Here is a 26,624-nt window from a genome sequence, read left to right as displayed (position 1 = left end):
TTCTCATCAATCAGGGACTTGACATCATACCGCTGGACTTATGGTTATAATATAAAGGAGAGATATGAAGATCGTATTTGCAAGTTGTGAAGAAGTTATAAAGGCGTTTTGTCGGTCATGATTTTATTTTCATTTCGGGCATGGTTTATCGAAATATAGACCTTCGTTAACCTAGCGCCACGGCAATCGTATTGAACAGGCTGTGGACGATCATGCCGGGCCGTACCTACTTTATAGGCGAGCGCGGACCATCCGCCTTGCTGCGGGATGACCTCCGCACCGTCAATAGCATAATGATCCTTCAGCATCGCATATATCCGATTCAACCAAAATCCCCCCTTCACGGAATGGACGTTATCATTCATGGCGGCGATTGCGGAAGCCCTAACCGATTCATCGAGTCATGTATACCTCGTCCTCGTCCAATATCGTAATGTCTGCGCCACCTTAGCACCATCCACAATCATTTTGCGACTATCATCGTTAATAAGCTGCCGGGAAGCATTCCACTTCTTATTCAGAAAAAAGCCGCTAATCTGCACCTGATCAAGCTCCTTCAAGTAGCGGGACCCAATCCGGTGTTCTGTCAAACCTCGTCGTTCCGATTGCGATTTCGAGATCGGGGCATCCAAGAATGACACTCGATCACTTGAAACCCGCCGGTCTCTATCATATCGGCCGGGCAATCGGACTTATAAGCCTGCATCATCTCAAAATAATTATTTGAATTGCTTAATAATAATTTGGATACCCGGGTTTGCTCGTTCAAATGATTCCTTCGCAGCGATCACATTTTTATGTTGTATGCAATTTGCGTAAAAATCGGATTTCCGTCATGGTTATCGTCCCTTCTCATCGATCAGCAAGGTGAGCGCTTTTTCCATGTATCCCACGGCAGCCGCTTCAAGTTCATTTGCTTGTTCCAAACATGAGGCACAGTTTTCAAGAATCTCTTGCAACAGCATCTCCAAGGTGCGGACAAACGGTACGAATGAGCCTACCTTCTCTATCGATTCCGTCAGCCTGTTCCTAAGCGTACGAAGCCAGCAGCGTTAATCGCTTGGCTTCCCCATCGAATGGAACGCCGCGCAAGTAAAGCGACGCATAACGTTTGGTCTCGGCATTTTATGGAAGGCTGCGCCGGCCAGTCCGGCAATGTCAAAACACTGCTTTTCGTCAATGAAAACCCTTGTTTCGGAGGCAATATCCCCAAGGAGGCACGGGCATGCTCTTTTCGAAACTTATGGCGGGAGAGGTGTATATAAGTATAAATGGAGCCGGTTGTCATTTGGTACATGGACGCGATGTCCTCTGGACTCAGTTGGCGAAAAAAGCAAGCCTCAAATATTTTCCGCTCTTTGGGAGTGAGGCAATGCACAGCTTGCACAGAGAGAGGGTCGGATTGTTTTTGTCAATCAAAGGCAAATGGCCAAGCGGGCCATAAGATGGGGGCTGCTGAATCGTTACTGATTCCTTCATCGTCAACATCCTCTCATTATGAAATTTCGTGCCAATCAGCTTGGCTATCTCCCGTTGTCTGACATGGTGCTCCTATTCAACAAGCCCGGTTTTGTTTACGAACGCTGCTCTGGTGCTGCTTCCCCCACTCCATGGTACAGCGTCTCCACGACCAGCGAAACAAAAATAAGCTTGACCTTACGTTACGGTATGGTTGTAAACTTGAATAAACAGCAGTTTTGATCGGAGGGCGATCCAAAGTGGTTGACAACAGCACCGTGATGGAGTCAGGAAGATGTGCGGAATGCGGAGCGCAAGGTCTCGACGGATTTTCCTGCTACGAGCTATTCGGCTTTCCTCTTGCTTGGGAGCATCGCGATCCCGAATTGTATGCCTTGCATTTTTGGCTGGTTGCTTGTTACATGATAAAGCACCCCTCCAATTATACAGAAGAAGGTTACCGGATCTTGGTTCGTTTATTTATTGACGCCTATGATAATGAATGGGACACGGCCTATATTCTGCAAAGAAATCGCGAACTCGTCAGCAAAGCAGGCAAAATAACCAATCCTCTTCCCAATCAAGAAAGAATACGGAACTATAAACCTTGGACCATGACCATTGAGGATATCTACATGGGCGGTGAACAACATGCAATCGCCAATCTATTGAAATGGAGGGACAGGATTAGAACGGAGCTTCATGAATAACGGAAACCAAAAAAAGGGGGTGTCCCAAAGGCAGTATTTAACTACAGTGAGACAGCCCCCTGATTCTCAAAGCTCGTCTCGCCGAAAACTGCAAAACTGCAGCTTTCCTTTATGACCTGTACTCCGTTGCAGGGAATCCTGCACAACTGCATCAATTTCAGACTATCCAATAAATATAAAATAAAAATCGATGAAAATAATGTGCTTTTGCAGGAATTTCATCAAAATAGGAGGTCAAATAACGTAAATTGCTGCATTAACCAGGATCACGCTGCCTCATCTATCTTCTATCGCTTTGCCCGCCGCCGTTTTTCCCGCATCCACATTCTCTGTTGACTCGTCACCTCAATCATTTTGCAATGCCTATGAGACACTCCCACGGCTTTACGATTTGCCTCAGCTCCCAGCCCATGTCGGCAATCTTTGTCGGCCTCCATTTTTCTCAGCACTTCCTATTTTTCAGATTGGGATAGGAACCGGGCCATCACATATACCGGGCGATAAGCCGGACCAGCTTGACCGGGAGCTCTTGCAAATTCGTCATATCCAAAAATCGCTCGGCTCCATAGATCTGGCTAATGACCTCCTTATCCTGGCCGATGGCGGCGGCCAGCACGGCCACTCCCTTCCGCTCATACCCGGCGATGGTCTGCTGCATATCCTGGATCACACAGCTTCCCGTATAGTCATCCCTCGCTTTCGGTTGGCCGTCGCTGATGCTGATCAGCAGCTTGGTCTGCTGCGGAGCGGCAGCTAACCGATCTCCAAGGATTCGAAGAGCCAGTCCATCCCGGTTATTGCTTCTGGCCCGCATCCCCATCAGCCTGAACCGATCTTCGGGATCCGCCTTCTCGAAGTCGGTGTAAGCAAATATCGACATCTGTTCCAAGCGGGAAGCGTCTGCCGTATCGCCATAGATGCATACAGGCAGCTCGCACATTCGGCAAAATTCGTAGACGGCGAGCGCCGCGCGCTTGGCGGCTTCAAGCCTGCCGAAGGCGGACATCGATGCCGACTCATCCACTCTCAGACCGACGGCCAGGGACGGGGACTCCGTCGGAGGACGCCGCTTGGCGAAATGCTTATAATCGCGGTAAGCTACGCTGTCAGCCACAAATTTGCTGCCGTAATACCGGTTCCTCGCCCATTCCGAAGAACTCTCATACTCCAGCAGCGGAAGCGCTTGTCTGGCCATTTCCCGCACGATAGGCATCAGCTCCTTGCTCAGGCGGGCATATTCCTGACGATGCTCATCCAGGACGTCCGGATGATGAACGATGAGCCTGATCCCTTTATGAATCGACTGAGCCGCCGCCTCTCTAGCCTCTTGATTCCGCCTTTTCCGGAAATCCCGCTGTCGGGGCTTCGCGTCGTCCGGCACCGAATCCGGATGGAGCTGATGATAAAGAGGGGCCCCGTCCTCTCCCAGATCCCGGCTTGCCGTACCGGCTGATTCACTGGATGCCGCTGCGCCAATCGAGCTTTCGTCGCTATCCGCCGTCTTTTTCAAGGCGACGCCCCTTTCCTCGGCTTGGTTGTCATCCATAGCAGCAATGTCGTCGGCTGCCCCCCATGACCTTATTTCAGCGGTTCCAAAAATTGTTTTTTTTTTGCGGCGGCATCTATATCATCCAGACCTGCCAACAGCTCACGGCTTTGCAGCGCTTCTTCCAAGCGTTTGATTTCTTCGGAATCGGTCGTCATCTTGTAAATGACTTTATAATAGAGCGACTCACGGGCCGAAGCGCCTCCGGCAACCGCATCCGCCCAGTAGAAGAACGAGCGCATCCCGGCCACGCCCTTGATGGCATGGGTCCGGGCTGCTTGATCGAGAACAATGATGACATCCGCCAACACGCCCAGCACCCGTTGATTTCGAGAGCCCGTTTTGGCCATGGCCCGCTCCACCATAACACTCTTGGCCGGCAGATCCATCTTCTCCGTATGCTGCACCCGGTCGCGCAGCGCTTCGTTCAGCGGCCTCGTCCCGGCATAACTGCGATTCGTCGTAATGACCGCGATGAAGTCGGGATGCCGGCGGATCACTTCGGTCGGCAGGTTGATGCTTCCATCCAGCTCTAGAGCCGAGTTCAGGGCCATGAGCACGGCCGCATCGCGAATTACGGTCGGCTCTTGGATTTCCAGCAGATAGCCATGCTGATACGCCCTGACGATCTCGGAGGGGTAAAATCGATACTCCACCGCTTCGCCCTCGTGATGTTGCCCAACCCTCTTCAACAATTGCTTCATCTTCAGGGCCGCCTCTTCCGGGGGTACCCCCAGGGCGTCCGTCAATATTTCCGTGGCGCTCCGGAACCCGTCGCTCTCATACAAAGCGTTCAAGGCAAGCTGTTCTTCCGGTTCCAGCTTTTTGATCCGTTCGGGCGCAATCACCGGCAAAATCGCCCCGATCACATCGGATTTATCCATATCGGCGAAGCAAGTCACCTTCGTATAGGGCAGCCCGAAATGGGCGGACAATGCTTTGGCAAGCTGCGTTTTGCCCGAGCCGGCATCGCCCTCCAGCAAAATATTCGCGATTTTCATCTCGCCGCGGTTCCAGTTGCGCTTTATTTCTTTACATATCCGCAATTCTTCCTCGCTTGCTTGATGAGAAGGCGGCTTTGTCCAGACAAGCGCTTGTTCGATCTCGGTCAATTGTCTTGCAGGCGACAAGCGAAATTCTTCCTCGTGATTCATGTTCCTCCTCCTCTCGGGCCGTTTCGGTTAACGCGCCGCGATGCTTCAACATTAATTATTTAGTAATTTACTTATTTACTAAATTACTAAATCAAATTATAGACGGCATGTTCGTATTCGTCAATCCGTGTCTTCGCCCAAGAGATGCTCGCGGCAGGCCGAACAGCCAAATTGGCGCACAAAAAAAGCCGCCATCATGCGGCTATTATGCATATGCAGCTCCGGCCCTCTACTGCGGCAGTTTGAGAACGTGGCGAAGCGTTGAACTCAGATCCGATATATCCCTGCTGTAAGCATTCATTTGTCCCGTCAGACGCTCCATCGCCTTTTTATTCCAGAGCAGTTGGAGTTGCTTGTCCATCGTCTCTTTCGCCCAATCCTTCACGTACACGATCAATTGTTGGTCGAGCAGATGCAGCAGATTGATTTCTTCCTGCCCGGGCAAGGCATGGTAGACGAGAATCGGCACTTTTTTATACAAGCATTCGCTAATCGTTACTCCCCCCGGCTTGGTCAGTACCGCGTCGGCTTGATTGTATAAATCATTCATTTCCGCTCTCGATTCAATATAAGGCATCGGAATGATGCTGGGGCAGTTTTTCTTCTTCAAATGGCGATAGAGCGCTTTGTTCTTCCCGCATAACACGATATACCGCACGCCCTCCGCCTTCCCGATCGTGCGGCACATCGCCTTCATCACCCCGGCGCCGAGATTTCCCCCCGTAATCAAGACCGTGAATTCGGAATTCGCTTGTTTCCGTTCCGGACGCGAAGCGGTGAATTGGGGATGCACCGGTATGCCGGTGACGAAGATATGCTCGGCCTGAACGGATCGGCTGGTCAACCAGTCCTTGATATGCGTATCCGGAACGAAATGATAATCGATCCCGTCCCTCCCCCACACATCATTGATAAAAAAATCCGTATACACATTGATTACCGGAATGGATAGCAGGCCTTTGCATTTCAAGCGATCAAGCAAGTACGACGGCAGCGAATGAGTGCACAGGATGCAATCCGGCTGCTTTTCCCGTATCAATTGTTGCATGCCTCTCATAAAGATCATCTCATAGAGGCGGTAACGCCTCTTATGGCGGAGCTGGCCGCCGCAGCTTTTGCGGTACATCCAGCTGTAAGTGAGCGGCAGGAAGTGAATCCATTTCAAATAGGTTGAGGACACCAAGCCTTCCACGCGGCTGCCGTAGCTGTAGTCCAAAATATCAACGATATCGCATTCGATGGACGGATCGATCGACAGCATGTGCTCCACCAGCGCGTCGGCGGCTTGATGATGTCCCATTTTGATTTGCAAAAAGGGCAGTAACAGAACTTTTTTGGACATGTTCTTTTCCTCCGCAACCAAGCTTCCTCTTGAATGCTTAATTTGCGCGAAATCACCGGCCGGCATACATCCAAGATCATAGATCGAAGATGGAATACCATCCACTCCATGAATTACCGCAGACATCGACCTGCCGATCCTTATATACTGGTATATAGAAAGGAGATTTAAGCTATGCTATTTTTTGTGTTTATCGCAATCCTCCTGGCTATGCTGACCTACCTTTTATATAAAGCTCATCTGAATACGCGGCAAGTAAATATGAACAAGATCAGCTTGGAGAGCAATGGACCGAATCGTTCCGGACAGGCCATTCATGTCTTGCATCTATCGGACTTGCATCTGGAGAACATCTCGATTTCGCCCAATCAATTATTCGACAAGCTTGCAGATGAACAGATCGATCTCATCGCTCTTACCGGCGATTTTCTCGATCGGACCCGCTCTATACCGAAGCTGGTCCCTTATCTCAAGGTGCTGAACCGCCTGCAGCCGAAATACGGCATGTACGCAGTGTTCGGGAATCATGATTATGTGCTGAAGGGGAAGGACTTTGCTTCGTTGCAGCAAACCTTAGAGCAGAACGGTTGTAAAACGCTGCAGAACGAGAATGACAGGATTGACATCAACGGTACGCGGCTCAATATTATCGGGATCGATGACTCCAGCACGGAACGAAGCGATCTCGCCGCTTCCTTCCATGGAATCGGGCACGGATACCGTCTTGTCCTTACGCATGATCCGAATATTGTGCTGAACATGAGACGCTATCGGTTTGATTATTTGCTTTGCGGCCATTTTCATGGAGGACAAATCCATTGGCCGAAGCCGTATCATTTGGCGGCCATGGGGAAGCTGGTCGGCATGAATATGATCAAAGGTCTGCATGTCTATGACGGCAAACCATTCTATATCAGCGAAGGCTTGGGGCAGACTGGAGTGAACATTCGCGTAGGCAGCCGGCCTGAAATCACCATCCACCGCTTGCCGTTGGCATCATCCGCATCGAATAGCGAACAAGAACAAGCAAAGACTCTGGCGGCCATGTAACCGCCAGAGTCTTTTTTTTGTTGCGTTTTATTATGACCCCATTTCACTAGTATCATTCATAATCCTCTCGATCAAGGGTAACACATCGTTAGATGCAAATACCGCTTCCTCCTCGCCGGGATTATGATAGCGGTGGGATTCCGCGGCCGAGAATTGGATGGAATCAAAGGTTTGCAGCGAATACGTCTTCTCTCCGATCGTTAATTCGATGGACCCTGCCATCACCGTAACGATCTCAATCGTGCCGGCATGATGGTTCTCCGGGATGTAGACGGTATGCGGCATCACAAACGCGCGATGCATCTCCAGCTTTTCCCTGACATCGCTGAACATCGGCTCCAGCGTCAGGAAAATGCGAATTTACAACGTTAAGGAAATTTTCCCCACATACCGTGTTCCATCTAATCTAATTCATTCATTACGTACCTACCTGTGCCTTTTAAATATAAAGAGAATAAAAAATATGGCACAAGAAGTTAACACCAAGGCAAATAAATTTATAAATTTATTCGTCCTGTGTTTTAGAATCTTGAATAATAGCTCATAAATACCAATACCGATTGTACCTCCAAGTGTATTGGCCAGTATATCAGTAATATCACTTCTTCCGATTGCTAAAACAAATTGTATAATCTCAAATGCCAGAGTAAAACCAAGAATTGAAACAAGTTTTTTCATAAAAGACCACTTACTTTTCAACATGCAAATATAGATACCCAAAGGTACAAAAATGCTTATATTGCTATACACCTCAGAAAACACAGACTTATTAAGTGGAATCATATTAATTACTCGCACTCTGTCTATTTGATCAAAAGAAAACTGTAACTTAAAAAGAACTAACCAAATAAGTGCTAATACATAGATTATGAATAATACGAATGTCAATTTTTTATTTTCCAATATTTCTCCTCCAATTTCTTGTCGCGCCACCCTGAAACAATGCTGGTTCGCTTATGGGCATGAATGTACAAGAAATTAGAATAACCGTACTAAGAAATTATTTATTCTTGGCTCTCTATGTTTCTATAACGAATGAATACATTCATACGCTCTGTTTTACCATCTTTAAAAATCACATCTGGATTGATTTCTTTTTGCGACAGTTACTCTTGAGATACCTGTTTTCTGTTCAATCATGTCATAGCGAAGCTGTTACCACCCGCAATAAGGAAAATCAGATTGCCGGCATGCAGCCGAGCGGCAATACATTCCGGGTTGGTCGAGTTTCGCATTAGCCGTACCCATAGAAACTCGACGTCTGCCTGGCCAAACTTGAGCAGGATGATTTTGAATAATGCGTACATATAGGAGGCAAAAAATGCCCGAACAACCCAATTCTACAACCTGCTTCCGCCGTTCATCCGTTCCTCTCCGCCCGAGCCTTGTCCGCCGTAAACTTAGTCTCGCTTACCAGAATACACTGTCACAATCACGCCATCCATATTGTTGCCTGAAATTTCATACTGGCCATTCGCAGGCACAGAAATTGTTGTATTTTGGGAGATAGGATAGTAAAAGATTTTATAGACTTGGTGGTCTATTGTAGTCGTAATGGACTTCTGTTCCTTCAAAAAATCCATATATTCTTCTAGGGCGTGTACGCAAACTATCGAAATAGCCAAATATCTGGTAAACTTATCCTATGAGAAGACGATATGAGATACGAGATGACCAATGGGAACGACTCAAAGACCTCTTGCCACCGGAACGGAAACCACAGGGTGGACGTCCGGCAATCGATAACCGAAAAATGTTCAATGCCATGCTTTGGGTGATTCGTTCTGGTGCGCCTTGGCGAGACTTGCCAGAGCATTATGGCTCCTGGAGCAGTGTCTACAGTCGTTTCCGCCGCTGGGAGAAAGCAGGCATCTTTGATCGAATGCTAGAGGTTCTGGCTGCCAATCCCGATGACGAAAGTGTTATGCTCGATGCTTCCATCGTTCGTGTTCACCAACACGGCGCGGGGGCAAAAGGGGCCAGCAATTCCAAGCCATCGGACGATCACGCGGAGGCTTAACCAGCAAGATTCATGCCGTTGTAGACGGCCTTGGCAATCCGCTACGCTTCGAAGTAACCGCAGGCAACATCAATGATTGTGTAACGGGTTATGAGATCCTGCAAACCCAAGACATACAAGGTAAACATGTTTTGGCGGATCGCGGATACGATACCGATAAAATCATTGCGCTTTTGGAAGAGAAACTGGCCCATTCCGTCATTCCCAGTAAGAAGAATCGCACGATCCAACGTACAACCGACTGGTGGTTGTATAAAGAGCGTCATCTGGTCGAATGCCTGTTCAACAAACTCAAACATAATCGTCGGCTGGCAACTCGGTACGATAAATTGGCCTGTACTTTTGTTGCCTTCTTAAAGCTGGCCTCTTCCATGATCTGGTTGGCTTAAGGTTTGCATACACGCCCTAGAGCGAAATTCTTTTCTTTCATAATCGCGCTGTGAGGGAAACCAACATAACGGATATGCCATGGTTCATATTGAATTCCAGTAACATCAGTTTTATCCTTTGGATAGCGTAATATAAAGCCGTATTTCCAGGCATTTTCTTTCAGCCACTTTCCTTCAGGTGCTCGATCCATTTTCGTTAAGCTTGATCCTACATCAATTGATAAGCCTGAATTATGTTCACTATAACCTGCTGGCAAGGCATAATCAGCCCCCATTTCTTGGTAAAGCACACTTTGCTCATCAAAGTCACGATAGCCACTATTAATCAAAAAATGACTAACCCCTTCCTTTTCAGCATCATTGACCATCTCTGAAAATTCTTTGTGCTATTCCTTTTGACAGATAAATATTCGTATCAAGCAACCCGTATCCCTTTATCAATTCGTTATGTTTAGATAAATTTACGATATCTGACTTCACACTTTCTTGGCGAACAGGATATTTACTGTTGATTAAGAGCAGATTTCCTTGATAAATCTGTTCATTTGTAATCGTTTTCGTTTGGATACTTTCAGAAGTCCCTCTATTATCTAAATCTTCCTTGGGATTTTTTTCATAGTTTAGAATTTCTACTTTTTCCTGAAAAAACAGTGCTTTATTAATGAAGGCAAAACCTAAGCACAATAAAAATAACAATAAAAAACCCCACTTCTTCATTTTCAGTTTCCTCCTTAAGTGAGCGGCTTGGTGATAATGCCGCGCTGGGTCAGCGCGCGGGAGATTTCAGGTTTGTAGTCGATGCTGGACGTGGCCACCTCTCGGCAATATACGCCATGCCGGGATATTTGCATTTGAGCCAGAAATCGCCCACGCGCCCGCACTTGGCGATGGCGCGTGGGCGATTCAGGTAGAGGCGCGGGTCTTTCCGATCTCGACGCCGGCCTCGGACAGAGAAAGGCTGCGGCTGCAGAGCGCCTCCAGGATATGGCCGGCAAGGGCGGCCTGTTCCTCCCGGTACCAAGCGGAACTGGAGCAATTGAGCCGCGAATTGCTGCCCTGCGGCGAACGTGAGCAGAAGATTACGATTATCAAACGACGGATTCCCTGCCGAAAGAGATACCTTTATATAGGTTGTCCGTGCAACGGTAAAAAGTTTATTTAACGGGGAAGTCAAAATAGCTATTGGGGTATGGTTCGTTTCTTAATACATAGTGCCACCATTCGAAGCTATATGCTTCAAACCCACTGTTTTCCATGATGGAACGCAAACGTCTGCGATTTTGCGCTTCATTGCCTGAAATTCCTTTTGCCGCATGGTGTGAACGCTCATCCATAAAATCGAAGCTGCCTCCCATGGAAACAAGCGCACCCGTATCTAAGTGGTAAAGCGTAAGATCAATAGCACTTCCGCGACTATGACTTGATTGTGACGCCACATATCCCTTTGCAACCAGCTCGGTTCGCTCGATATTCGGATAGTATCTTTCTTTTGTGAGGTTGTCTTCCGGTTGTTCGGACCAACGCAGGAAGCAATCTACCGCACGTTTGGGCCGATACCCGTCCCATAACAGCAAACCGTACCCAAGAGCCGCCGCTTGCTTCTGCGCCTCCAGCAGCGCAAGGGCTAAGGCATGTGTTCCCACTATGCGATTGACCTCATATCCGTCTACTGGTTTCCCTGTGAAATTGTCCCATGTGGCATATTTGGCGTCCCAGCGAACACCGTGCAATATTTCATCTAAAAAAACAAATCCCTTTTCCATACTTATTCCCCCTTTAACGCTAATACGATCAGGCGGTCAATCAGTTCGGGAAGCGTTATACCTGCAGCGGCCATCATACGGGGATAACGGCTGTATGACGTGAAACCGGGCAGGGTATTGACTTCGTTAAGTACAATGCGGCCGTTATCTTGTAAAAACATATCAACACGGGAAAGACCTCTACAGCCGAGCGCCTTATATATTTTTTTTGCCGTTTCCTGTATCCGTCCTCGCTCCTCTGCCGACAGGTCTGCGGGAATGGTTATAACTGCGTTTTCAGAGCCTTTTTCCGGCTCGGCTTCCTGATGAATACGAAAGAAACCGTGCTGCAGCCTGATTTGATCCACCTCGCCAACAATCAACTCGGAACCGTTTCCCAATACGGCACAACCGACCTCACAGCCCAAAACAGCCTGCTCAATTAAGATTTTGCTGTCATATTGTCTTGCCGATTCAATTGCGGCGTCCAATTCGTCCGCGCCATTGACTTTTTTCACCCCATAGGATGAGCCTGAACGCGCCGGCTTAACAAAAACAGGATAGGTAAACGCATCTGCCGCCGGCCTATCGTCTTTATTAATAACCCAAAATTCGGGAGTAGCTATGCCAGCGTTTTTCGCAATGATGTATGCCAGCGATTTGTCCATACAAATCGCGGAGCTTTGAATATCGCAGCCCACAAAGGGGATACCGGACAATTCAAACAGACCTTGTATTGATCCATCTTCACCCGACTTGCCGTGCAAAACCGAAAATGCTACATCAACGTGGTGGATTTCATATTCATGGTTCTTTTTAACAAGCAATCCGTGCATTTTTTTATCCGGCGAGAGCACGGCTGAACAGCAATTGCCGTTTTCCCATTCCGCGCACGGTTTTTCGCACATTTTCCAAACACCGGATTTCGTAATTCCAATGTATAACGGCTCGTATTTTTCGTTGTCAATGTTAGCGGCGATCTCTCTTGCGGATTTTACCGACACGTCATGCTCCTCCGAACAGCCGCCAAACAGGATTGCAACTTTTACTCTATTCATGTTCCTGGCTCCTTTCAAAATCCAAACAGTTCTTGATTGTTTTTTCAACGGTATCACGCAACGCCTGTTCGGTATAGTAAGCCGTATGCGGCGTGATTATCACGTTCGGCATCCTTTGAAGTTTCAGTAAAAATTGATTATCAATTGTTTTTTGTGCGCAATCAAAGTAGAAAAGCCCTTCCTCTCCCTCCAATACATCCAATGCGGCACCGCCCAGTTTTCCGTTTTCCAATGCTTTAACCAGCGCATCGGTATCTACAAGCGCGCCGCGCCCTGTATTGATAATCAACGCGCCTTGCTTCATTACCCTCATTTGTTCGTGGCCGATGATATGGCGCGTATCCGCATTGAGCGGCACATGAAGCGTAACGATATCGCTATTTTGCAACAACGCATCAAACGGAACATAGTTTGCCTCTATTTTTTGGCTGCGATCATAAGCCAGCACATGACATCCAAATCCCTGCAGCCGCTCAATAACCGCTTTGCCTATATGGCCGGTTCCCACCACGCCGACTGTCATGTCGCGCAGCACCTTGCCACGGACGCTGTCCAGCCTGAAATCATGTTTTTCCACAGAGCGTACAATAGATTTCGCGTTGCGTACTGCCATAAGCATCAGCATCATGGTATAATCGGCAACGCTATCCGGCGAATACGCCACATTGCCGACAGCGATGCCCATTCTCTTAGCGGCAGTTGTATCTATATGATTGCAGCCGATGCTTCGGGTAGAGATATATTTCACGCCGGCTCTCTTCAGCGCAAGAAGAATAGACGCGGAAACCTCGGATTTGTGTCCCACGCTGATACATTGATTGCAGGGGGCTGATATGGCGTTGGCTTCTGACACGGCGGCGTTAATTATCGTGGGTGTAATGCCAAAGCGCGGCGAAAGGGCACGGAATGCATCTGCCTCATCCTGCTCGCATCCATAAACGGTAATGCCGATGTTTTTCATAATCAAGACCATTCCTTTCTGCGAAAGGCACCAATAAGAAATAAAACGGGGATGCCGATCGCGGTAAATTGAAACATATCTACAACATTCTCAAAAAGAATGAACCTTACAATTCTGACCTCTACCGCAAGGCGGACAAGCCGCCAAAAGGAAAAGGTTTCGCCCGGTCTTATCAAAAGGCCGTTCAGTGTCTTTGCCGCCAGCTTCAGGTTCCGTCAATGGTGTCCGCGTAGCGGCGGCCATCAAACCGCATCCCGGCATAAAAACACATTTTCCGCTGCATTACCCTGACCGGCAACTGGAAAGGGAATATTTGTGTCACTCTTTTTCTGCCCATGTGAGCACCTGTCTTGTATTTTAATCCACGCATAACTTGTCATTTCCTTCTCTGGCGAAACGAAAAAAGCTCCTTCTTACGGTTTAAGTCTACCGCATAAGAACGAGCCATTTTTTAATATTAAATTGTTAATTTCCTAAGAAAAAGTAGAGATGACCTTAAGATTTTCCTAAGAAACGATGTTCATTTCTTAGGGCGTGTACGCAAACTATCGAAATAGCCAAATATCTGGTAAACTTATCCTATGAGAAGACGATATGAGATACGAGATGACCAATGGGAACGACTCAAAGACCTCTTGCCACCGGAACGGAAACCACAGGGTGGACGTCCGGCAATCGATAACCGAAAAATGTTCAATGCCATGCTTTGGGTGATTCGTTCTGGTGCGCCTTGGCGAGACTTGCCAGAGCATTATGGCTCCTGGAGCAGTGTCTACAGTCGTTTCCGCCGCTGGGAGAAAGCAGGCATCTTTGATCGAATGCTAGACGTTCTGGCTGCCAATCCCGATGACGAAAGTGTTATGCTCGATGCTTCCATCGTTCGTGTTCACCAACACGGCGCGGGGGCAAAAGGGGGCAGCAATTCCAAGCCATCGGACGATCACGCGGAGGATTAACCAGCAAGATTCATGCCGTTGTAGACGGCCTTGGCAATCCGCTACGCTTCGAAGTAACCGCAGGCAACATCAATGATTGTGTAACGGGTTATGAGATCCTGCAAACCCAAGACATACAAGGTAAACATGTTTTGGCGGATCGCGGATACGATACCGATAAAATCATTGCGCTTTTGGAAGAGAAACTGGCCCATTCCGTCATTCCCAGTAAGAAGAATCGCACGATCCAACGTACAACCGACTGGTGGTTGTATAAAGAGCGTCATCTGGTCGAATGCCTGTTCAACAAACTCAAACATAATCGTCGGCTGGCAACTCGGTACGATAAATTGGCCTGTACTTTTGTTGCCTTCTTAAAGCTGGCCTCTTCCATGATCTGGTTGGCTTAAGGTTTGCATACACGCCCTAGGAACTTCTTTTATCAACCAAGTCTGGCAAGACCGGAAGCTCTACCGTGAACGTCGTGTAGTTATCATTGCTTTCCGCGTAAATCTGCCCGCCATGCTGAACAATGATTTCTTTTGCAATCGCCAATCCAAGTCCCGCGCCGCCCGTATCGGAAGAACGGGCGGCGTCCAGCCTGTAAAACTTTTCAAATATGGCAGCGAGCTTATCTTTGGGGATGCTTCCGGCGTTCTTGAAAACGATGGACACCACATCCCCGGAGAGGCCCGCCGTAATGTCAATGACGCTGTTGTCCTCGCTGTATGAAGCGGCGTTTTTCAAAATGTTGTTAAAGACCCTCGCCAGCTTATCGGGGTCGCCGGTTACGGTCAAATCCTCGGAAGCATGGATAACCGCCTGTTTTCCATTCGCGGCAAGCTGCGGATAAAATTCATCGGTCATCTGCACCAGCATATAGTATAGGTCTATGTGCTTTTTCGTGAGCGTAATCGTTTGGAGGTTATACCGCGTAATCTCGAAAAACTCGTCGATTAGCTGTTCGAGGCGATACGCTTTGTCCAACGTGATATGCACATACTTTGCCTTTTGCTCTACCGGCATGTCTGGCGCCTCGTCAAGCAGGCTCAGATAACCGATAACGGATGTAAGGGGCGTTTTAATATCGTGCGCCAAGTACATAACAACGTCATTTTTTCTTTGTTCGGCCAGCTTTGCATCCTGCTCTCGCTTTTCCAGGGTCCGTTTTAATGTGTTGAGCTTCTGTTCCATGAACTCCATTTCCGCAGAAAACTCAATTTGTTTATCTTCGTTCTGAATAAGTATATCAATGCCGTTATTTATCTCGTCAAAGTATTTTGCAAATTTTGAAAGCATGACGCGGCATAGAATAAGAATACTAATGGCAATCGCCACATAAATAAAGATTTCTATATTGTTCCGTATAGCATACTGATATATTTTCATAGCGTCCTGACGCTCTAAGTGATAACTGTTTTCCAAAAAACGTACGATCCACTCCCCAAGTGTCCCCTTGATAAATAAACGCAAAAACAACACGAATACAACTGCTGCCATAACAATCACAACGATATACTGGTAGAGTTTTCGTTTTAGTTTGGAATAATCGGTTTTTTTATTCTTATTTTTATTTTTCAATTTTATAGCCAACCCCCCATACCGTTTTTATATACTTCGGATTATCAATGGTGTCGTTCATTTTTTCGCGCAGATGCCGGATATGCACGGTGATGGTGTTGTTGCTCTTGCTGAAATATTCGTCGCCCCATATCTCATGAAATAGCTGCTCGGAGCTAACCACATTCCCCTTGTTTTCACAGAGGATGCGCAGGATTGAAAACTCGGTGGGAGTGAGGGATAACGGCTTCTCGTTCAGAAAACACTCATGCGTGTTTATATTAATGACAAGGCCGGAGTGGACGATAACATTTTCGTTCTGCTCCGTTACTCCATTGTATTTTTTGTATCGGCGCAACTGCGCCTTGACCCGCGCAATTAACTCCAGCGGGCGAAAGGGCTTCGTTATATAATCGTCCGCGCCGATTGTTAGCCCTGTAATTTTATCTACCTCCGTATCTTTCGCGGTCAGCATGATAATGGGATAGGTGTGCTTGTCCCTTATTTTTTGGCAGATAGCGAGGCCGCTTGCGCCGGGAAGCATGATGTCCAATATGGCAAGGTCAAGCTCGGTCTTGTCTATACATTCCAACGCTTCTTTGGCGGTATAGTATTTGAAAACCGTATAATTCTCGTTTTTCAAGTATAGCTCAACCAATTCGGCAATTTCATGTTCATCGTCCACAACAAGTATTTTATCGCTCATAGTTATCAACTCTCCTTTATGGATTTGCTTTTCTCAATCGGAATCTTTTCCGAATATATAGTTTTTATAATCACTGGAATCCACTGATCCACGTAGGATATCCGCTGATCCATTTGAAAAAAAATTAATATCCTCCTGTTCAAGGGTAACACATCGTTAAATGCAATACCGCTTCCTCCTCGCCGGGATTATGATAGCGGTGGGATTCCGCAGCCGAAAATTGAATGGAATCAAAGGTTTGCAGCGAATACGTCTTCTCGCCGATCGTTAATTCGATGGATCCTGCCATCACCGTAACAATCTCAATCGTGCCGGCATGATGGTTCTCCGGGATGTAGACGGTATGCGGCATCACAAACGCGCGATGCATCTCCAGCTTTTCCCTGACATCGCTGAACATCGGCTCCAGCGTCCAACCCGGCTGATCGCTGTCATATTTCGGCCCTTCGCCCGCACGGGAGATCGACACGGCATTTCCCGGCTTCAACAGCGCCATCAGCGGGACCTCCAACTGCTTCGAAATTTTCCACATCATCCCGATCGTCGGATTCGTGTCCCCGCGCTCGATATTGCCGAGCGTCAATTTGCTTACCCTGGTGAGCGCCGCGAGCTCCTCCAGGCTCAGCTTCCGCTCCTTCCGCAGCTTGCGGAGGTTGCCGCCGACCGACTGCATCAGCTGCTTCGTCTCCTCTTCATGAACAGGCTTCATGCCGCACCACACCTTTACCAGAGAATAAAAACATATTTTAGTTTACTTTTTATATGTTTTAGTATATTATTCTTTACTGTAGCTGAATGAAAAACGATTATCAATGAGGTGAGACAAATGAGAGCCATCATTGTTGGCATATTATCGTCGCTGTTCTTCTCGGCGACCTTTCTTATCAATCGGGCCATGAATCTGTCCGGCACGAGTTGGGCATGGACCGCGTCGCTCCGTTTTCTGCTGGCGCTTCCCTTTCTGATCGCCATCGTCGCCTTCCGCGGCAACCTGGCGGGCCTGCTCCGCGAGATGCGCAAGCACCCGCTGCAATGGCTGCTCTGGGGCACCCTTGGCGGCGTCGGCTTCTACTCGCTGCTGAGCTTCGCAGCGGTCTTCGCCCCTTCCTGGCTCACTTCCGGAACGTGGCAGATCACGATCCTGGCGGGAGCCTTGCTGTCGCCGCTCTTTTGCGTGACCGTGCCTGCGCCGGAAGGGCCGCGCAAAGTTCGGCAGGCGATTCCCTATAAAAGCTTGCGTCTATCTGTCATTATATTAATCGGCGTCATCCTCATGCAAGTGACCGAAGCGGGGCAAATTACGATGTCCGAGCTGCTGGCGGGCTTCCTTCCGGTTCTCGCCGCCGCCTTCCTCTATCCGCTCGGCAACCGCAAGATGATGGAGCTGTGCCACGGCAAGCTGGACACCTTCCAGCGCACGCTGGGCATGGCGATCAGCAGCCTGCCGATCGCAATTCTGCTCGGCCTGTACGGAACGGCAAGCGTCGGTTGGCCGACCAGCCCGCAGCTTCTGCAGGCGCTGCTGCTCGCTGTCTGCTCCGGCGTTATCGCCAGTCTGCTGTTCTTCCTCGCCACCGATATGGCGAAGCACAATAACATATTGCTGGCGGCGGTCGAATCGACGCAATCCGGCACCATGGTATTCACCGTGCTTGGCGAAGTGCTGCTGCTGAACGGCACCTTCCCCCAAGGCTGGTCGATGGCGGGCATGATCATCGTCATTGTCGGCATGGTGGCGACCAGCCTGGCGGGCCGGCGGTTCGCGCCGGCGAAGCCTGCGGCGGCAGCCAAGGAGCAGAGCGCGTAAGGCGGCGGCTCCCATACATGACACAACCCTCCGGTGCCGCCGGAGGGTTGTGTCGCGTGGAGCGTTCATTTATCCGTCTGGGTCGTCATGGCCTTCAGGAGTCCGTTATAATAGCGGAAGGAAACATAGCATGTCTCTCCGTTAACCATATGGACCACCCGCTTCAGCTTGTCTATCTCTTGGATATTATTCACATTAACAATATACGCCTTGTGGCAGCGGTAGAACCGATCGTCCAGCTGCTTCTCCAGCTCCTTCAGCGTTCCATAGAATTCGATCTGCCGGTTCCGCTCATGGAGCTTGATTTTATGCGGCGAGGAAGAAGTCTCGAAAAAGAGCACATCCTCATATTTCACATTGATAATGGATTCATCGGTTTCGATCGTGATCCTCCGGGGATCTGCGCCCTTCTTCAAATGGCGTTCATATGCTATGCGGAGACACTCCTCCAACCGCATCTGAAATTGGTCCGGATGATCTTTCATAATAAAATCAAAGGCTTCGACTTTGTACTGAAACGTCAGATAGCTCAGTTCCGAATGAGTAGTTACAAAGACGATCAAGCAGTCCGGATACTTGTCGCGCAGCAGACCGCCGAGCTGGATGCCGTTCATATCGGCCTTCAGATCAATATCCAGCAGGAAAAGGGCCGGAGTGCCGTCGCGTCCCGGCCGCTCCACCAGTTCGCGATAGTCGCCGGTAGCCAGAGCCACCTTCATATCCAGCTTCTGCTTGATAATGGAATGGGTCACGATTCGTTCAAGCTGTTCCCGCTGCCGTGTGTTGTCCTCGCATATATAGACGCTCAACATAAGGTAATCCCCTTTATCCCGATATATCCTTCCCGTGATGGATCTGCTTGATTCGAAGCTGCTGCATGAATGTCATTGCGGCAGGGTCGATCTCCGTGTTCAGAGTCGCCTGGGGGTACTTGCGATCGAGCAGTTCCCGCACGGTTGACAGGCCGAGACCCCGATTCTCTCCTTTGGTGGAAAATCCGTATTCGAACATTTTATAAAGCGGAGGGACCTGCGCAGAGCAACTGTTTTTGATAATGAAAAGCGCGGAATCCTTCGCGGACACGATGCCCAGCTCGATCCGCGGCTCCGGCGTCTCCAGCGCTGCCTCGATCGCATTGTCCATCAGAATCCCCATGATTCGGCACAGATCGATCGTGGACATGTCCACCTCGTCAATGTCTTCCGCAATGTCGATAAAGATATCGATTCGCTCCGTCAGGGCTCGCAGCATTTTGGAGGAGACAACCCCTTTGAGCGGCGCGATCTTGATATGTCCGAGCAGGGACAGTCTCGTATTCATCTGGAACAGCTTCTCGGAATACCCATATACATCGTCATAGAAGTAGCGCTTCAGCTCTGTATAATTCTCTTCCTCAATGAACCCTTGCAGGGTCGATAAAATGTTGGCATAGTCATGCTTAAATGCCCGCATATCATGCAGCACCGCTTCCAGGGATGCCGCATACTCCTCCATCTGCCCCAATTCCCGCTCCATCTGCCGCTTCTCCATTTCCTTCGCGAACGTGTGCGTATATAACCGGTGACTCGAAACAATGACGGCGATATACACCATGAGCAGAAGAGTATGCAAAAGCATGCCGTCCACATCGGTCGCGTCCCGGTAAAAGATAAGGGAAAGATATATCCCTCCCATAATCATGCACATATTGCCGAACAAAATAAATATGCGCTGCCGCAAAGAAAACACATGCTGCTCGCCGCGGCCCTCCCGCTTCGCTCCGTCCGCAAACAAGCGCCCGATCAGATAGGCGACGATTCCGATGAACGCGAACAGAAATAACTGCTCAGCCGCCGGATGATGCATGTTCAGCATCTCTGCCCATAGAATGTGGCTGATCTGAAGGGCGAACACAAAATTCACATAGGTCAGCACGCCGAATAGCAGCGATGCCGCAACGTCTTTGGTCCGTATATACAGGAGCAGGAAGAATAAAACGATGATCCACGCCGTACTAATATCCATCTTACACCACCGGCTACTCTTTTCTAGGTTGCCCGGTCTGAGTGTCCTCCCCTCCGAATCGCGAACAGGAAGCCCCACGTCAATAGCGATTGGGCAGCGATGATCCCGGGTATCGACACATATGAGTATAACATCCAGGTTGCCGATACGGCCATCGACATGGCCCAGAGCGCATACTTGCGCTTATGCTCGAACATCTGGCGGGTATGGCTCCAATTGTAATTCGGCCGCTTATAGTCGTAATACAGCTTGAGGAACGTGATGAGTACGAGCGAGCACAGCATGACAAAGAGCAGCCCTGGCGAATACCCCGCCGGATGAGAGGCGCGGACGATCGCATAGGCAGCCGCATACAGAGGCACCGTAATCACGAGACTGAATATATATTTCCCGGCGAACAGGCTCTTCATCGATACCGGCAGCGACAGCAGCAGCTCGCGGCAGGGCTTCTCATAGGAGAACAACACGCCGGGCGTCGAGCATGTCGACAGCAGAGTCAACAGGAAGAGCGCCAATTCGTTGTCCACACCGGAGACCGTAACGGCGTTCCAGAGGAAAAAGAGTATAAACAACGAATACCCAATGTGATTCACAAGGAGCACTTTATCGCTTGCGAAGCGGACGAACTCCCGCTTGAGCCAGTTGAACTTCATGCTCGATCGCCCCGACGGGAACCGCAGGAAGCCGCGTTCATAAGCGAAAATAACGGCGCCAATGCTGACGAATGAAGCGGTCCACCCGGCGATGGCGCATGCCGCCCCTGCCAAGACGGATTGCAGAAGCGTGAGCCTCCCGCTATGCATGCTTACGGCAAGAATGGACAGGACTATGGGCATGACGCGAAGCGCATAGGTCTTGATCCATAACACGAGCGCATACTGGAAAATGAACGTTCTCTTGTCTATCGGCAGAGACAGCATCAGCTTGTACTTCCGGTCTCGGACCTTGGAGATGGACGACAGCGTCGACAAATACAATGCAGCCGCCATCGTCCCCTTCAGAAGGGTGCCCAGCGATTGGAGGCCGAGAGCTGTATACGGAGCGGGGATGACGAACAGGATGACCGCCATGACGGCCGCGACCGCGAACAGCTCCCTGGTCCACTTTTTATTCTTGGTCTCATCGAGCAGCAGAACTTGAAAGACCGATGCGGGGTTAGTCATGGCCAATCACCCGGAAGAAGCGCTCTTTTACCGAGCGCCGCTCGCTTATCGTGACGCATTCCTCGATGGTCCCCTGGTGAAGAATGAAGGCTTGGTCGCAAAGACGGTCCACAATCGGGAATAAGTGAGTGGACAGCAGCACCGCATTCCCTTGCGCCGCATAGGCCCTTAGTTCCCGGTAGAAGGTCTCGATCGCCACCGCGTCCAGGCCCACCAGCGGCTCGTCCATAATAAGCAGCGGGCATTGAAGCAGCAGCGCATTGATAAGCGCCGTCTTCTGCCTGTTGCCCAGCGACAAGGCGCCGATCTTCCGATGAAGGAATGCGTCGAAAGAGAAGGCCGCGCATAGTTCCGCCAACCGGTCTGTATCGAGCCTTTTGCCGTATAAGCGGTGCACCAATTCCATAAAGGCGATGGACGGCATCTCATCGAACAGTTCCGGATGATCAGGGATAAAGTATCGATGGCGCTTCAGCCGCAACGAATTGCCCGGCGTCAGCTTCTCGCCGCAGTAGCGAATCTCCCCGCTATATTGGCTGTGGATTGAGGCCAGAATATGGAGCAAGGTTGTTTTTCCCGCGCCGTTCGCGCCGAGCAAAGCGCAGATGCTCCCCTCCTCGATCCGCAAGTGAACATCCTCGATAACGGGCTTCTTTTTCGTATACCAACCATGTAAATGGTTCACTTCCAGTATCATCGCTCTCACCCTGCCTTATTTGTCCGACTGTTTCAGGGCGCCATAGAGCTTCAAGCCCATTCCAAGCGCCACGGCGAACGCGACGATCGAGAGCAGGAGGCTGCCTTTGATGGCATATATGACGCCTCCCGTCCCCCATACGGCAAGCATGATGACGGCAAAGCGTATTTTTTTCTTTTTCGTATCCAGCAGCATCGCTGACCCCTCCCCTAATGAGTTGATACGTTTATTGTACTTGTTCGCTGGAGGAGATCTGCCGTTCCGTCCTGACAGACATCGTATTCGTGCCGACAGTCCTCGGGCGGCAGACTGGAGTGACGGTCAAGACCTCAGCGGGCACGTTCAGGATGCGCTTGCCTCCAACCTGGAGCTCTTCCAGGCGCAGGACGATAAAAGACATGCCTCGAGCTCTCCCTTAGTCCGGGCGAATCTCCGAAGCATGTCTTTTCCTTTTTCATATCTTGTTCGTATGTTTTTTATCTCTTGTTGATCTATGATGATAACTCTTCTTGAATTCCAATGACGCCGGTCGGGTCGATGCCCGCCTTTACGCCGAAGACATCGGCCAGCGAGCCGAACGGAAGATAGATCTTGCCGTCCTTGACGATCGGAGCCGTTTTCAGTTCGACGCTCATTTTGCCGACGGCGGCTGTGTTCCCGCCTTCCTTCAAGGCGATCCATTTCGCGCCGCGCACGAATTCATAAGCGCCCGTATCCTTATTAAGCTCGACTGTGTAGCCAAGCGCCTTCCCGATCGCTTCCGCCGGCACCATCACGTCATCTTCCGTCGTGAAGACGTCCTCAGACTTGACGCCGATGCCCTCGCCATTGACGACGATCACCCAATGCATGCCCCCGAAGGAATCTTCCGGGAGCTGATGCGGCCGCTCTGTATCGTGACATCGCCTTGCTCGTTCAAGCTCACGTCCGCCTTCAGCACTTCGGCTGCAAATTGCAGCGGCACATACATCCTATTTTCTTTGATCACGGGAGCTTTGCCGAGCTGGATCGGCATCTTAGCATAGTTGTACTGGTCCTTGTTGAGCTTCATGCTTGTCCATAGAGCGCCCTTCACAGCTTCGACCGACTTGTTCTTGGCGTCCCATGTCAGTTCGTAACCGATACCCTCCATGACCGGCCGCAGCGGAATGAGGAGGCAGTTGCCGTCCAGGACAGCGCCGGCATCGACGTTCTGGCCGTCAACGGTCAAGCTGTACCGCTCGGCGACTTTCTTCAGCCAGTCCTGGTTGAGGCTCGTCTCGCGGGTCGTGCCGATGATCTCTCCGTTCTCATTATGGACGAACTGCTTCACATATTCATCATAAAAATTACGTTCTTGCTCCACGGGAACTGCCGTCCCTTGATCGTTCATCGCGCTCGCCGGCGTGGCAAAAGGTTGCGCGCTCATCAGCGCGATCGCCAAAGCGATAGAAGCGGTAATGGTTTTGTTCATTCGATGTCATCCTCTCTGGAGTGCAGGTCATATCATGGACTCCAATTGCGCAATTGGTTGACCGCTTTTTCACACTCCCAGACGGAGATGATTCGCAGAAGGTTGCATAGAGCGTGATTTTTTGGCAGAGAGCCCTGATCTCCTTCTCCCGCAGGCCAGTTCAGCGAAGGAGACGCAAGACCAGCTTCTCAATCAGCGTCCACGGCAGTAGCGTCTTCGCGGCCAGAAGCAGGCGAGCCCCGCTGCCGATCGGAAGGTAAGGCAGGCGAATCCTGCATTGGTACAGGAATTTACACGATTTCCGCCGCTATCTGATGCCATTCCTGCAACAGTACATCAATTTCCCCTATTTTTTCTTCCAATCCCTTGGCATGGCTGAAATTCCTGCGGTTTTGCAGGAATGCCTGTAACAGAGTACGCGTCACAAGGGAAAACTGCACTTTCGCAGTTTTTTCGGGGAGTCGAGCGGCGAGAAGCAGGGGGGCTGTCTCACTGCAGCTAATAACTACTTATGGGACAGCTCCCCTTCTTCTCAGAAGCTATCGGATTTGCTTCTGCTCGGCAGGATGCGCCGCTCCGCCCGTTCATACAGAGCAAGCAGTCGCTTGACGAACCCGAGCTTGGGAATGAGCCAGTACATGACCAAGGCGGACACAATGCCCATAAGCGCCCCCGCCGCGATATCTACAGGATAATGAACCCCTACCCAGATCCGGGAGACGGCTACGCAGCATGCGAGCGCAAGCCAGATCCACCCTTCCTTCCTGCGAACGAGCCAGAAGGAGACACAGACGGAGAAGAAGAGAATCGTATGATCGCTCGGAAAAGAATTATCGATAGCATGGTCAATCAGCTTATTGACCTGCGGAAGCTCAGCGAACGGCTGATGATGCGAGTAGAGCTTGCCGGCCGCTTTCCCCATGATTTCCGCCAAAATAAACGCAAGTCCCGCCTGGATCACCATCATTCGGTTCCGGCCGCTGCGGGTGAACCAATAGACAAGCATGGCCAAGGCCAGCAGGTACAGCATATATTCCGCCACGAAGACGGCGGCCGGATTGAGGGAAGCGAATTGCTTGCCCAGATCATTAATGGCGCGAAAGATATCTATATTCCATTGAGACAAAATGACCTTCCTCCTCTATTTGTATTTCTCTTTCTATATGACGACAGAATCAACTGGACGACTTCAATGAATGTCCGTTTTGTTGAAGTACACGATCGTGGCCATCAACCCGATGACTGCGGCGGCAATAATCACCGCATAGGAATACAGCGGAGGATAAGCCGGAACGAAGCCGTTCTCCGCGATTACATGGACCGCCGACCACGGAAAGATCGCCTTGTATTCCCGGTTGGCCAACGCCACGTTCCCCATCGTAATCACGGCCGTAAAAATAATGGTCGGCACATAGTTTTTGAACAGAAAAGAAACGAACATCGTCGGGGTCGACAAGAGAAAGAGCAGACTGCCCCCGATTAAAAACTTCTTCAACGACTGCAGCACAACGCCGGCAGTCAAGCCTTCAAACTGCCCCAGCAATCCGAATATAAACGTCAGTCCCCACGACGTAAAGGTCAATACCATGATCCACAGGAACAGCAGCACCAGCTTGCTGGCAATGAGACCGGTTCTGGACACCGGGATAGTCAACAGGTTTTTCAAGGTGTCTTCCGCATATTCGCGGTTGAACAGATAAGCCGTGATGACGCCGTACAGCAGCGTCCCGATAAGCAGGGTCGTATACAGATTGCTCTCCGACCACGCGTCGCTGTATAAGACGGGCATGCCGGGCTTTTTGGCCATGTAATCCAGATACCCGATAAAGACCATAATCGGGGCGGCCGCGGCTCCAATCAGGCTGACCATGAACATTTTGGCCCGCTTCAGCTTCAGAAGATCGGTATATATCAAATTAACCAATCGTTCCGCCCCCTATCAAGTGAATGAAATAATCTTCCAATCCATCTTCGCTCAGCGCAATTCTCGTCACTTCGATCTCATGCTCGACCAGCAACTTATTAATCTGCCCCTGTTGACCAAGATGCGAGTACACACGGATAATCCCGCCGTCCTGCACCTCATAGTCGGAAATGCCGAAATGCTGCTCCATCAGCATGGCCGCCCGGTTATCATTCGAGACCTGGAACTCGAGAAATTTGCGGTTCCGCCGCCGAAGCTCGGCAAAGGAGAGCTCCTCTAGCAGCTTGCCTTGATGAATAATGCCGATATGATCGGCCAATTGCTCGACTTCGGATAAAATATGGCTCGAAATCAGAATCGTTATGTTTCGTTCTTCGGCCAGCGACTTGATGAGCTTCCGGATCTCCTTGATGCCGATCGGATCCAAGCCGTTGGTCGGCTCATCGAGGATAAGCAGCTCCGGATGATGAAGGATGGCGCGGGCGATGCCCAGCCGCTGCTTCATTCCCAAGGAATATTGGCCGAGCCGCTTGGCGGGCTCATGCTGCAGCCCGACGATCTCGAGCGCTTCCTCGATGGCATTCTTTTTAGGAACGCCCATGAGCTTGGCATTGATGAGCAGATTCTCCCGGGCGGTCAAGTTTTCATAGAAGCCTGAAAACTCGACAATCGACCCTGCTCTCCTTAATATCTCCTTCTGCTTGCTGTGCAGATGTTCCCCGAACATTTCGATCTCCCCGCGCGTCGGCTTGATTAACCCGAGCAGCATGCGAATGGTCGTGGTTTTGCCTGCGCCATTCTGGCCGAGGAAGCCATAAATCTGCCCTTGCCTCACCGTCATGTTCAGGTTGTCCACCGCGATTTGATCGCCATAGGTCTTCGTTAATCGGGTCGTCTTGATAATTGCGGTCATTGCTGCACCTCCTGCTGCGGCGCGATGTATTC

At 50.0% G+C, this 26,624-nt stretch carries 31 protein-coding genes and 4 pseudogenes; 5 read left to right on the top strand and 30 right to left on the bottom strand.

The genetic code is table 11. From position 1 onward, the window contains the following. Positions 1 to 95 precede the first annotated feature (95 nt). The 3 genes and pseudogenes from OCY70_RS08180 to OCY70_RS36055 form a co-directional block, all read right to left on the bottom strand. Entirely contained in the window at positions 96 to 326 is a 231-nt protein-coding gene (locus OCY70_RS08180; RefSeq protein ID WP_213431042.1) for a hypothetical protein, read from the bottom strand. Between the two features lie 692 nt (positions 327 to 1,018). Beyond that, the gene (locus tag OCY70_RS36060; protein WP_373871536.1) at positions 1,019 to 1,378 is read right to left on the bottom strand and encodes a sigma factor-like helix-turn-helix DNA-binding protein; all 360 of its coding nucleotides are present in this window, start codon (positions 1,376 to 1,378) and stop codon (positions 1,019 to 1,021) included. Then, a pseudogene (locus OCY70_RS36055) lies at positions 1,378 to 1,479 on the bottom strand (hypothetical protein); the annotation flags it as partial. The gene OCY70_RS36060 and the pseudogene OCY70_RS36055, both read right to left, overlap by 1 nt. A 239-nt stretch (positions 1,480 to 1,718) precedes the next feature. Here OCY70_RS36055 and OCY70_RS08175 point away from each other — a divergent pair. Beyond that, positions 1,719 to 2,168: a DUF5946 family protein gene (locus tag OCY70_RS08175; RefSeq protein WP_213431040.1), complete on the top strand. Its 450-nt coding sequence runs from the start codon at positions 1,719 to 1,721 to the stop codon at positions 2,166 to 2,168. A gap of 484 nt (positions 2,169 to 2,652) precedes the next feature. Here the strand turns inward: OCY70_RS08175 and OCY70_RS08170 are convergent, their stop codons facing one another. From OCY70_RS08170 to OCY70_RS08160, 3 genes are all read right to left on the bottom strand, one after another. After that, positions 2,653 to 3,714 (bottom strand): vWA domain-containing protein, encoded by a 1,062-nt coding sequence (locus OCY70_RS08170; RefSeq protein ID WP_249725621.1) that lies wholly within the window; start codon positions 3,712 to 3,714, stop codon positions 2,653 to 2,655. A gap of 32 nt (positions 3,715 to 3,746) precedes the next feature. Continuing rightward, complete coding sequence (locus OCY70_RS08165; RefSeq protein WP_213431039.1) at positions 3,747 to 4,868, bottom strand: AAA family ATPase; 1,122 nt, start codon at positions 4,866 to 4,868, stop codon at positions 3,747 to 3,749. 229 nt (positions 4,869 to 5,097) lie between these two features. Then, a complete protein-coding gene (locus tag OCY70_RS08160) occupies positions 5,098 to 6,210 on the bottom strand; it encodes an MGDG synthase family glycosyltransferase (RefSeq protein ID WP_213431038.1) in 1,113 nt (370 codons plus the stop codon). Between the two features lie 174 nt (positions 6,211 to 6,384). Between OCY70_RS08160 and OCY70_RS08155 the strand changes: the two genes are divergently transcribed. Then, a complete protein-coding gene (locus OCY70_RS08155) occupies positions 6,385 to 7,260 on the top strand; it encodes a metallophosphoesterase (protein WP_213431037.1) in 876 nt (291 codons plus the stop codon). Positions 7,261 to 7,290: 30 nt separating this feature from the next. Here the strand turns inward: OCY70_RS08155 and OCY70_RS08150 are convergent, their stop codons facing one another. From OCY70_RS08150 to OCY70_RS08140, 4 genes and pseudogenes are all read right to left on the bottom strand, one after another. Next, positions 7,291 to 7,593, bottom strand: coding sequence for a cupin domain-containing protein (locus tag OCY70_RS08150; protein ID WP_261944657.1), 303 nt, complete (start codon positions 7,591 to 7,593; stop codon positions 7,291 to 7,293). A 93-nt stretch (positions 7,594 to 7,686) separates the two neighbouring features. Then, the gene (locus tag OCY70_RS08145; protein WP_249725619.1) at positions 7,687 to 8,163 is read right to left on the bottom strand and encodes a VanZ family protein; all 477 of its coding nucleotides are present in this window, start codon (positions 8,161 to 8,163) and stop codon (positions 7,687 to 7,689) included. A 101-nt stretch (positions 8,164 to 8,264) separates the two neighbouring features. Further along, positions 8,265 to 8,339 carry a hypothetical protein gene (locus OCY70_RS36050; protein ID WP_373871535.1) on the bottom strand — a complete coding sequence of 25 codons (75 nt, stop codon included), beginning with the start codon at positions 8,337 to 8,339 and terminating at the stop codon, positions 8,265 to 8,267. 321 nt (positions 8,340 to 8,660) lie between these two features. Further along, positions 8,661 to 8,858, bottom strand: a pseudogene (locus OCY70_RS08140) (D-Ala-D-Ala carboxypeptidase VanY); the annotation flags it as partial. A 47-nt stretch (positions 8,859 to 8,905) separates the two neighbouring features. Between OCY70_RS08140 and OCY70_RS08135 the strand changes: the two are divergent. Beyond that, positions 8,906 to 9,669 (top strand): IS5 family transposase gene (locus OCY70_RS08135; RefSeq protein WP_261944658.1). Its coding sequence is split into 2 segments (ribosomal slippage): positions 8,906 to 9,242 and positions 9,242 to 9,669, totalling 765 coding nucleotides; the frame shifts between segments, so codons are not numbered across the junction. 17 nt (positions 9,670 to 9,686) lie between these two features. On the opposite strand, the pseudogene vanY reads toward OCY70_RS08135, so the two are convergent. From vanY to OCY70_RS08105, 6 genes and pseudogenes are all read right to left on the bottom strand, one after another. After that, positions 9,687 to 10,386, bottom strand: a pseudogene (gene vanY, locus OCY70_RS08130) (VanY-A/VanY-F/VanY-M family D-Ala-D-Ala carboxypeptidase); the annotation flags it as partial. A 186-nt stretch (positions 10,387 to 10,572) separates the two neighbouring features. Continuing rightward, the gene (locus OCY70_RS08125) at positions 10,573 to 10,761 is read right to left on the bottom strand and encodes a hypothetical protein (RefSeq protein WP_213431307.1); all 189 of its coding nucleotides are present in this window, start codon (positions 10,759 to 10,761) and stop codon (positions 10,573 to 10,575) included. Positions 10,762 to 10,823: 62 nt separating this feature from the next. Continuing rightward, complete coding sequence (vanX, locus tag OCY70_RS08120; protein ID WP_213431308.1) at positions 10,824 to 11,432, bottom strand: D-Ala-D-Ala dipeptidase VanX; 609 nt, start codon at positions 11,430 to 11,432, stop codon at positions 10,824 to 10,826. A gap of 2 nt (positions 11,433 to 11,434) precedes the next feature. Then, complete coding sequence (vanA, locus tag OCY70_RS08115; protein WP_213431309.1) at positions 11,435 to 12,469, bottom strand: D-alanine--(R)-lactate ligase; 1,035 nt, start codon at positions 12,467 to 12,469, stop codon at positions 11,435 to 11,437. Then, positions 12,462 to 13,430, bottom strand: a complete 969-nt coding sequence (vanH, locus tag OCY70_RS08110) for a VanH-A/VanH-Pt family D-lactate dehydrogenase (RefSeq protein WP_213431310.1) — start codon at positions 13,428 to 13,430, stop codon at positions 12,462 to 12,464. The genes vanA and vanH overlap by 8 nt, the downstream gene beginning before the upstream one ends. 125 nt (positions 13,431 to 13,555) lie before the next feature. Beyond that, positions 13,556 to 13,767: pseudogene (locus OCY70_RS08105) on the bottom strand (VanW family protein); the annotation flags it as partial. 244 nt (positions 13,768 to 14,011) lie between these two features. Between OCY70_RS08105 and OCY70_RS08100 the strand changes: the two are divergent. After that, a protein-coding gene (locus tag OCY70_RS08100; protein WP_390905211.1) for an IS5 family transposase occupies positions 14,012 to 14,775 on the top strand; the annotation gives its coding sequence in 2 pieces (ribosomal slippage) (positions 14,012 to 14,348 and positions 14,348 to 14,775; 765 coding nt in all). Positions 14,776 to 14,791: 16 nt separating this feature from the next. On the opposite strand, the gene vanS is transcribed toward OCY70_RS08100, so the two are convergent. The 3 genes from vanS to OCY70_RS08085 all read right to left on the bottom strand — a co-directional run bounded on the left by vanS (position 14,792) and on the right by OCY70_RS08085 (position 17,340). Next, entirely contained in the window at positions 14,792 to 15,946 is a 1,155-nt protein-coding gene (gene vanS / locus OCY70_RS08095; protein WP_213429646.1) for a vancomycin resistance histidine kinase VanS, read from the bottom strand. Further along, positions 15,936 to 16,631 (bottom strand): vancomycin resistance response regulator transcription factor VanR-A, encoded by a 696-nt coding sequence (gene vanR-A, locus OCY70_RS08090; protein ID WP_213429647.1) that lies wholly within the window; start codon positions 16,629 to 16,631, stop codon positions 15,936 to 15,938. Before vanR-A ends, vanS begins: the two co-directional genes overlap by 11 nt. 139 nt (positions 16,632 to 16,770) lie before the next feature. Next, complete coding sequence (locus OCY70_RS08085; RefSeq protein WP_213429648.1) at positions 16,771 to 17,340, bottom strand: helix-turn-helix domain-containing protein; 570 nt, start codon at positions 17,338 to 17,340, stop codon at positions 16,771 to 16,773. Between the two features lie 117 nt (positions 17,341 to 17,457). Between OCY70_RS08085 and OCY70_RS08080 the strand changes: the two genes are divergently transcribed. Next, entirely contained in the window at positions 17,458 to 18,438 is a 981-nt protein-coding gene (locus OCY70_RS08080; RefSeq protein WP_213429649.1) for a DMT family transporter, read from the top strand. A gap of 65 nt (positions 18,439 to 18,503) precedes the next feature. Here OCY70_RS08080 and OCY70_RS08075 read toward each other — a convergent pair whose 3' ends face one another. The 11 genes from OCY70_RS08075 to OCY70_RS08025 all read right to left on the bottom strand — a co-directional run bounded on the left by OCY70_RS08075 (position 18,504) and on the right by OCY70_RS08025 (position 26,592). Beyond that, positions 18,504 to 19,250 (bottom strand): LytR/AlgR family response regulator transcription factor, encoded by a 747-nt coding sequence (locus OCY70_RS08075; protein ID WP_213429650.1) that lies wholly within the window; start codon positions 19,248 to 19,250, stop codon positions 18,504 to 18,506. Between the two features lie 13 nt (positions 19,251 to 19,263). After that, complete coding sequence (locus OCY70_RS08070; RefSeq protein WP_213429651.1) at positions 19,264 to 20,442, bottom strand: sensor histidine kinase; 1,179 nt, start codon at positions 20,440 to 20,442, stop codon at positions 19,264 to 19,266. A gap of 23 nt (positions 20,443 to 20,465) precedes the next feature. Then, the gene (locus OCY70_RS08065) at positions 20,466 to 21,605 is read right to left on the bottom strand and encodes a hypothetical protein (RefSeq protein WP_261944659.1); all 1,140 of its coding nucleotides are present in this window, start codon (positions 21,603 to 21,605) and stop codon (positions 20,466 to 20,468) included. After that, positions 21,598 to 22,302, bottom strand: coding sequence for an ABC transporter ATP-binding protein (locus OCY70_RS08060; RefSeq protein WP_213429653.1), 705 nt, complete (start codon positions 22,300 to 22,302; stop codon positions 21,598 to 21,600). The genes OCY70_RS08065 and OCY70_RS08060 overlap by 8 nt, the downstream gene beginning before the upstream one ends. A gap of 15 nt (positions 22,303 to 22,317) precedes the next feature. Next, positions 22,318 to 22,497 (bottom strand): hypothetical protein, encoded by a 180-nt coding sequence (locus OCY70_RS08055; protein WP_213429654.1) that lies wholly within the window; start codon positions 22,495 to 22,497, stop codon positions 22,318 to 22,320. Positions 22,498 to 22,528: 31 nt separating this feature from the next. Further along, positions 22,529 to 22,702, bottom strand: coding sequence for a hypothetical protein (locus OCY70_RS08050; RefSeq protein ID WP_213429655.1), 174 nt, complete (start codon positions 22,700 to 22,702; stop codon positions 22,529 to 22,531). 91 nt (positions 22,703 to 22,793) lie between these two features. Further along, positions 22,794 to 23,144, bottom strand: coding sequence for a copper amine oxidase N-terminal domain-containing protein (locus tag OCY70_RS08045; RefSeq protein ID WP_249725411.1), 351 nt, complete (start codon positions 23,142 to 23,144; stop codon positions 22,794 to 22,796). Next, entirely contained in the window at positions 23,141 to 23,755 is a 615-nt protein-coding gene (locus OCY70_RS08040) for a copper amine oxidase N-terminal domain-containing protein (protein WP_249725412.1), read from the bottom strand. The genes OCY70_RS08045 and OCY70_RS08040 overlap by 4 nt, the downstream gene beginning before the upstream one ends. Positions 23,756 to 24,287: 532 nt before the next feature. After that, a complete protein-coding gene (locus tag OCY70_RS08035; RefSeq protein ID WP_213429656.1) occupies positions 24,288 to 24,881 on the bottom strand; it encodes an undecaprenyl-diphosphatase in 594 nt (197 codons plus the stop codon). A gap of 63 nt (positions 24,882 to 24,944) precedes the next feature. Further along, positions 24,945 to 25,679: an ABC transporter permease gene (locus OCY70_RS08030; protein ID WP_213429657.1), complete on the bottom strand. Its 735-nt coding sequence runs from the start codon at positions 25,677 to 25,679 to the stop codon at positions 24,945 to 24,947. Further along, positions 25,672 to 26,592 carry an ABC transporter ATP-binding protein gene (locus tag OCY70_RS08025; RefSeq protein WP_213429658.1) on the bottom strand — a complete coding sequence of 307 codons (921 nt, stop codon included), beginning with the start codon at positions 26,590 to 26,592 and terminating at the stop codon, positions 25,672 to 25,674. The genes OCY70_RS08030 and OCY70_RS08025 overlap by 8 nt, the downstream gene beginning before the upstream one ends. Positions 26,593 to 26,624 lie beyond the last annotated feature (32 nt).

It is taken from the genome of Paenibacillus melissococcoides (assembly GCA_944800085.1).
GTDB classification, from domain to species: domain Bacteria; phylum Bacillota; class Bacilli; order Paenibacillales; family Paenibacillaceae; genus Paenibacillus_B; species Paenibacillus_B melissococcoides.
The sequence above is the reverse complement of the archived record's forward strand: the minus strand, read 5'-3'. Positions and strand labels throughout refer to the sequence as shown.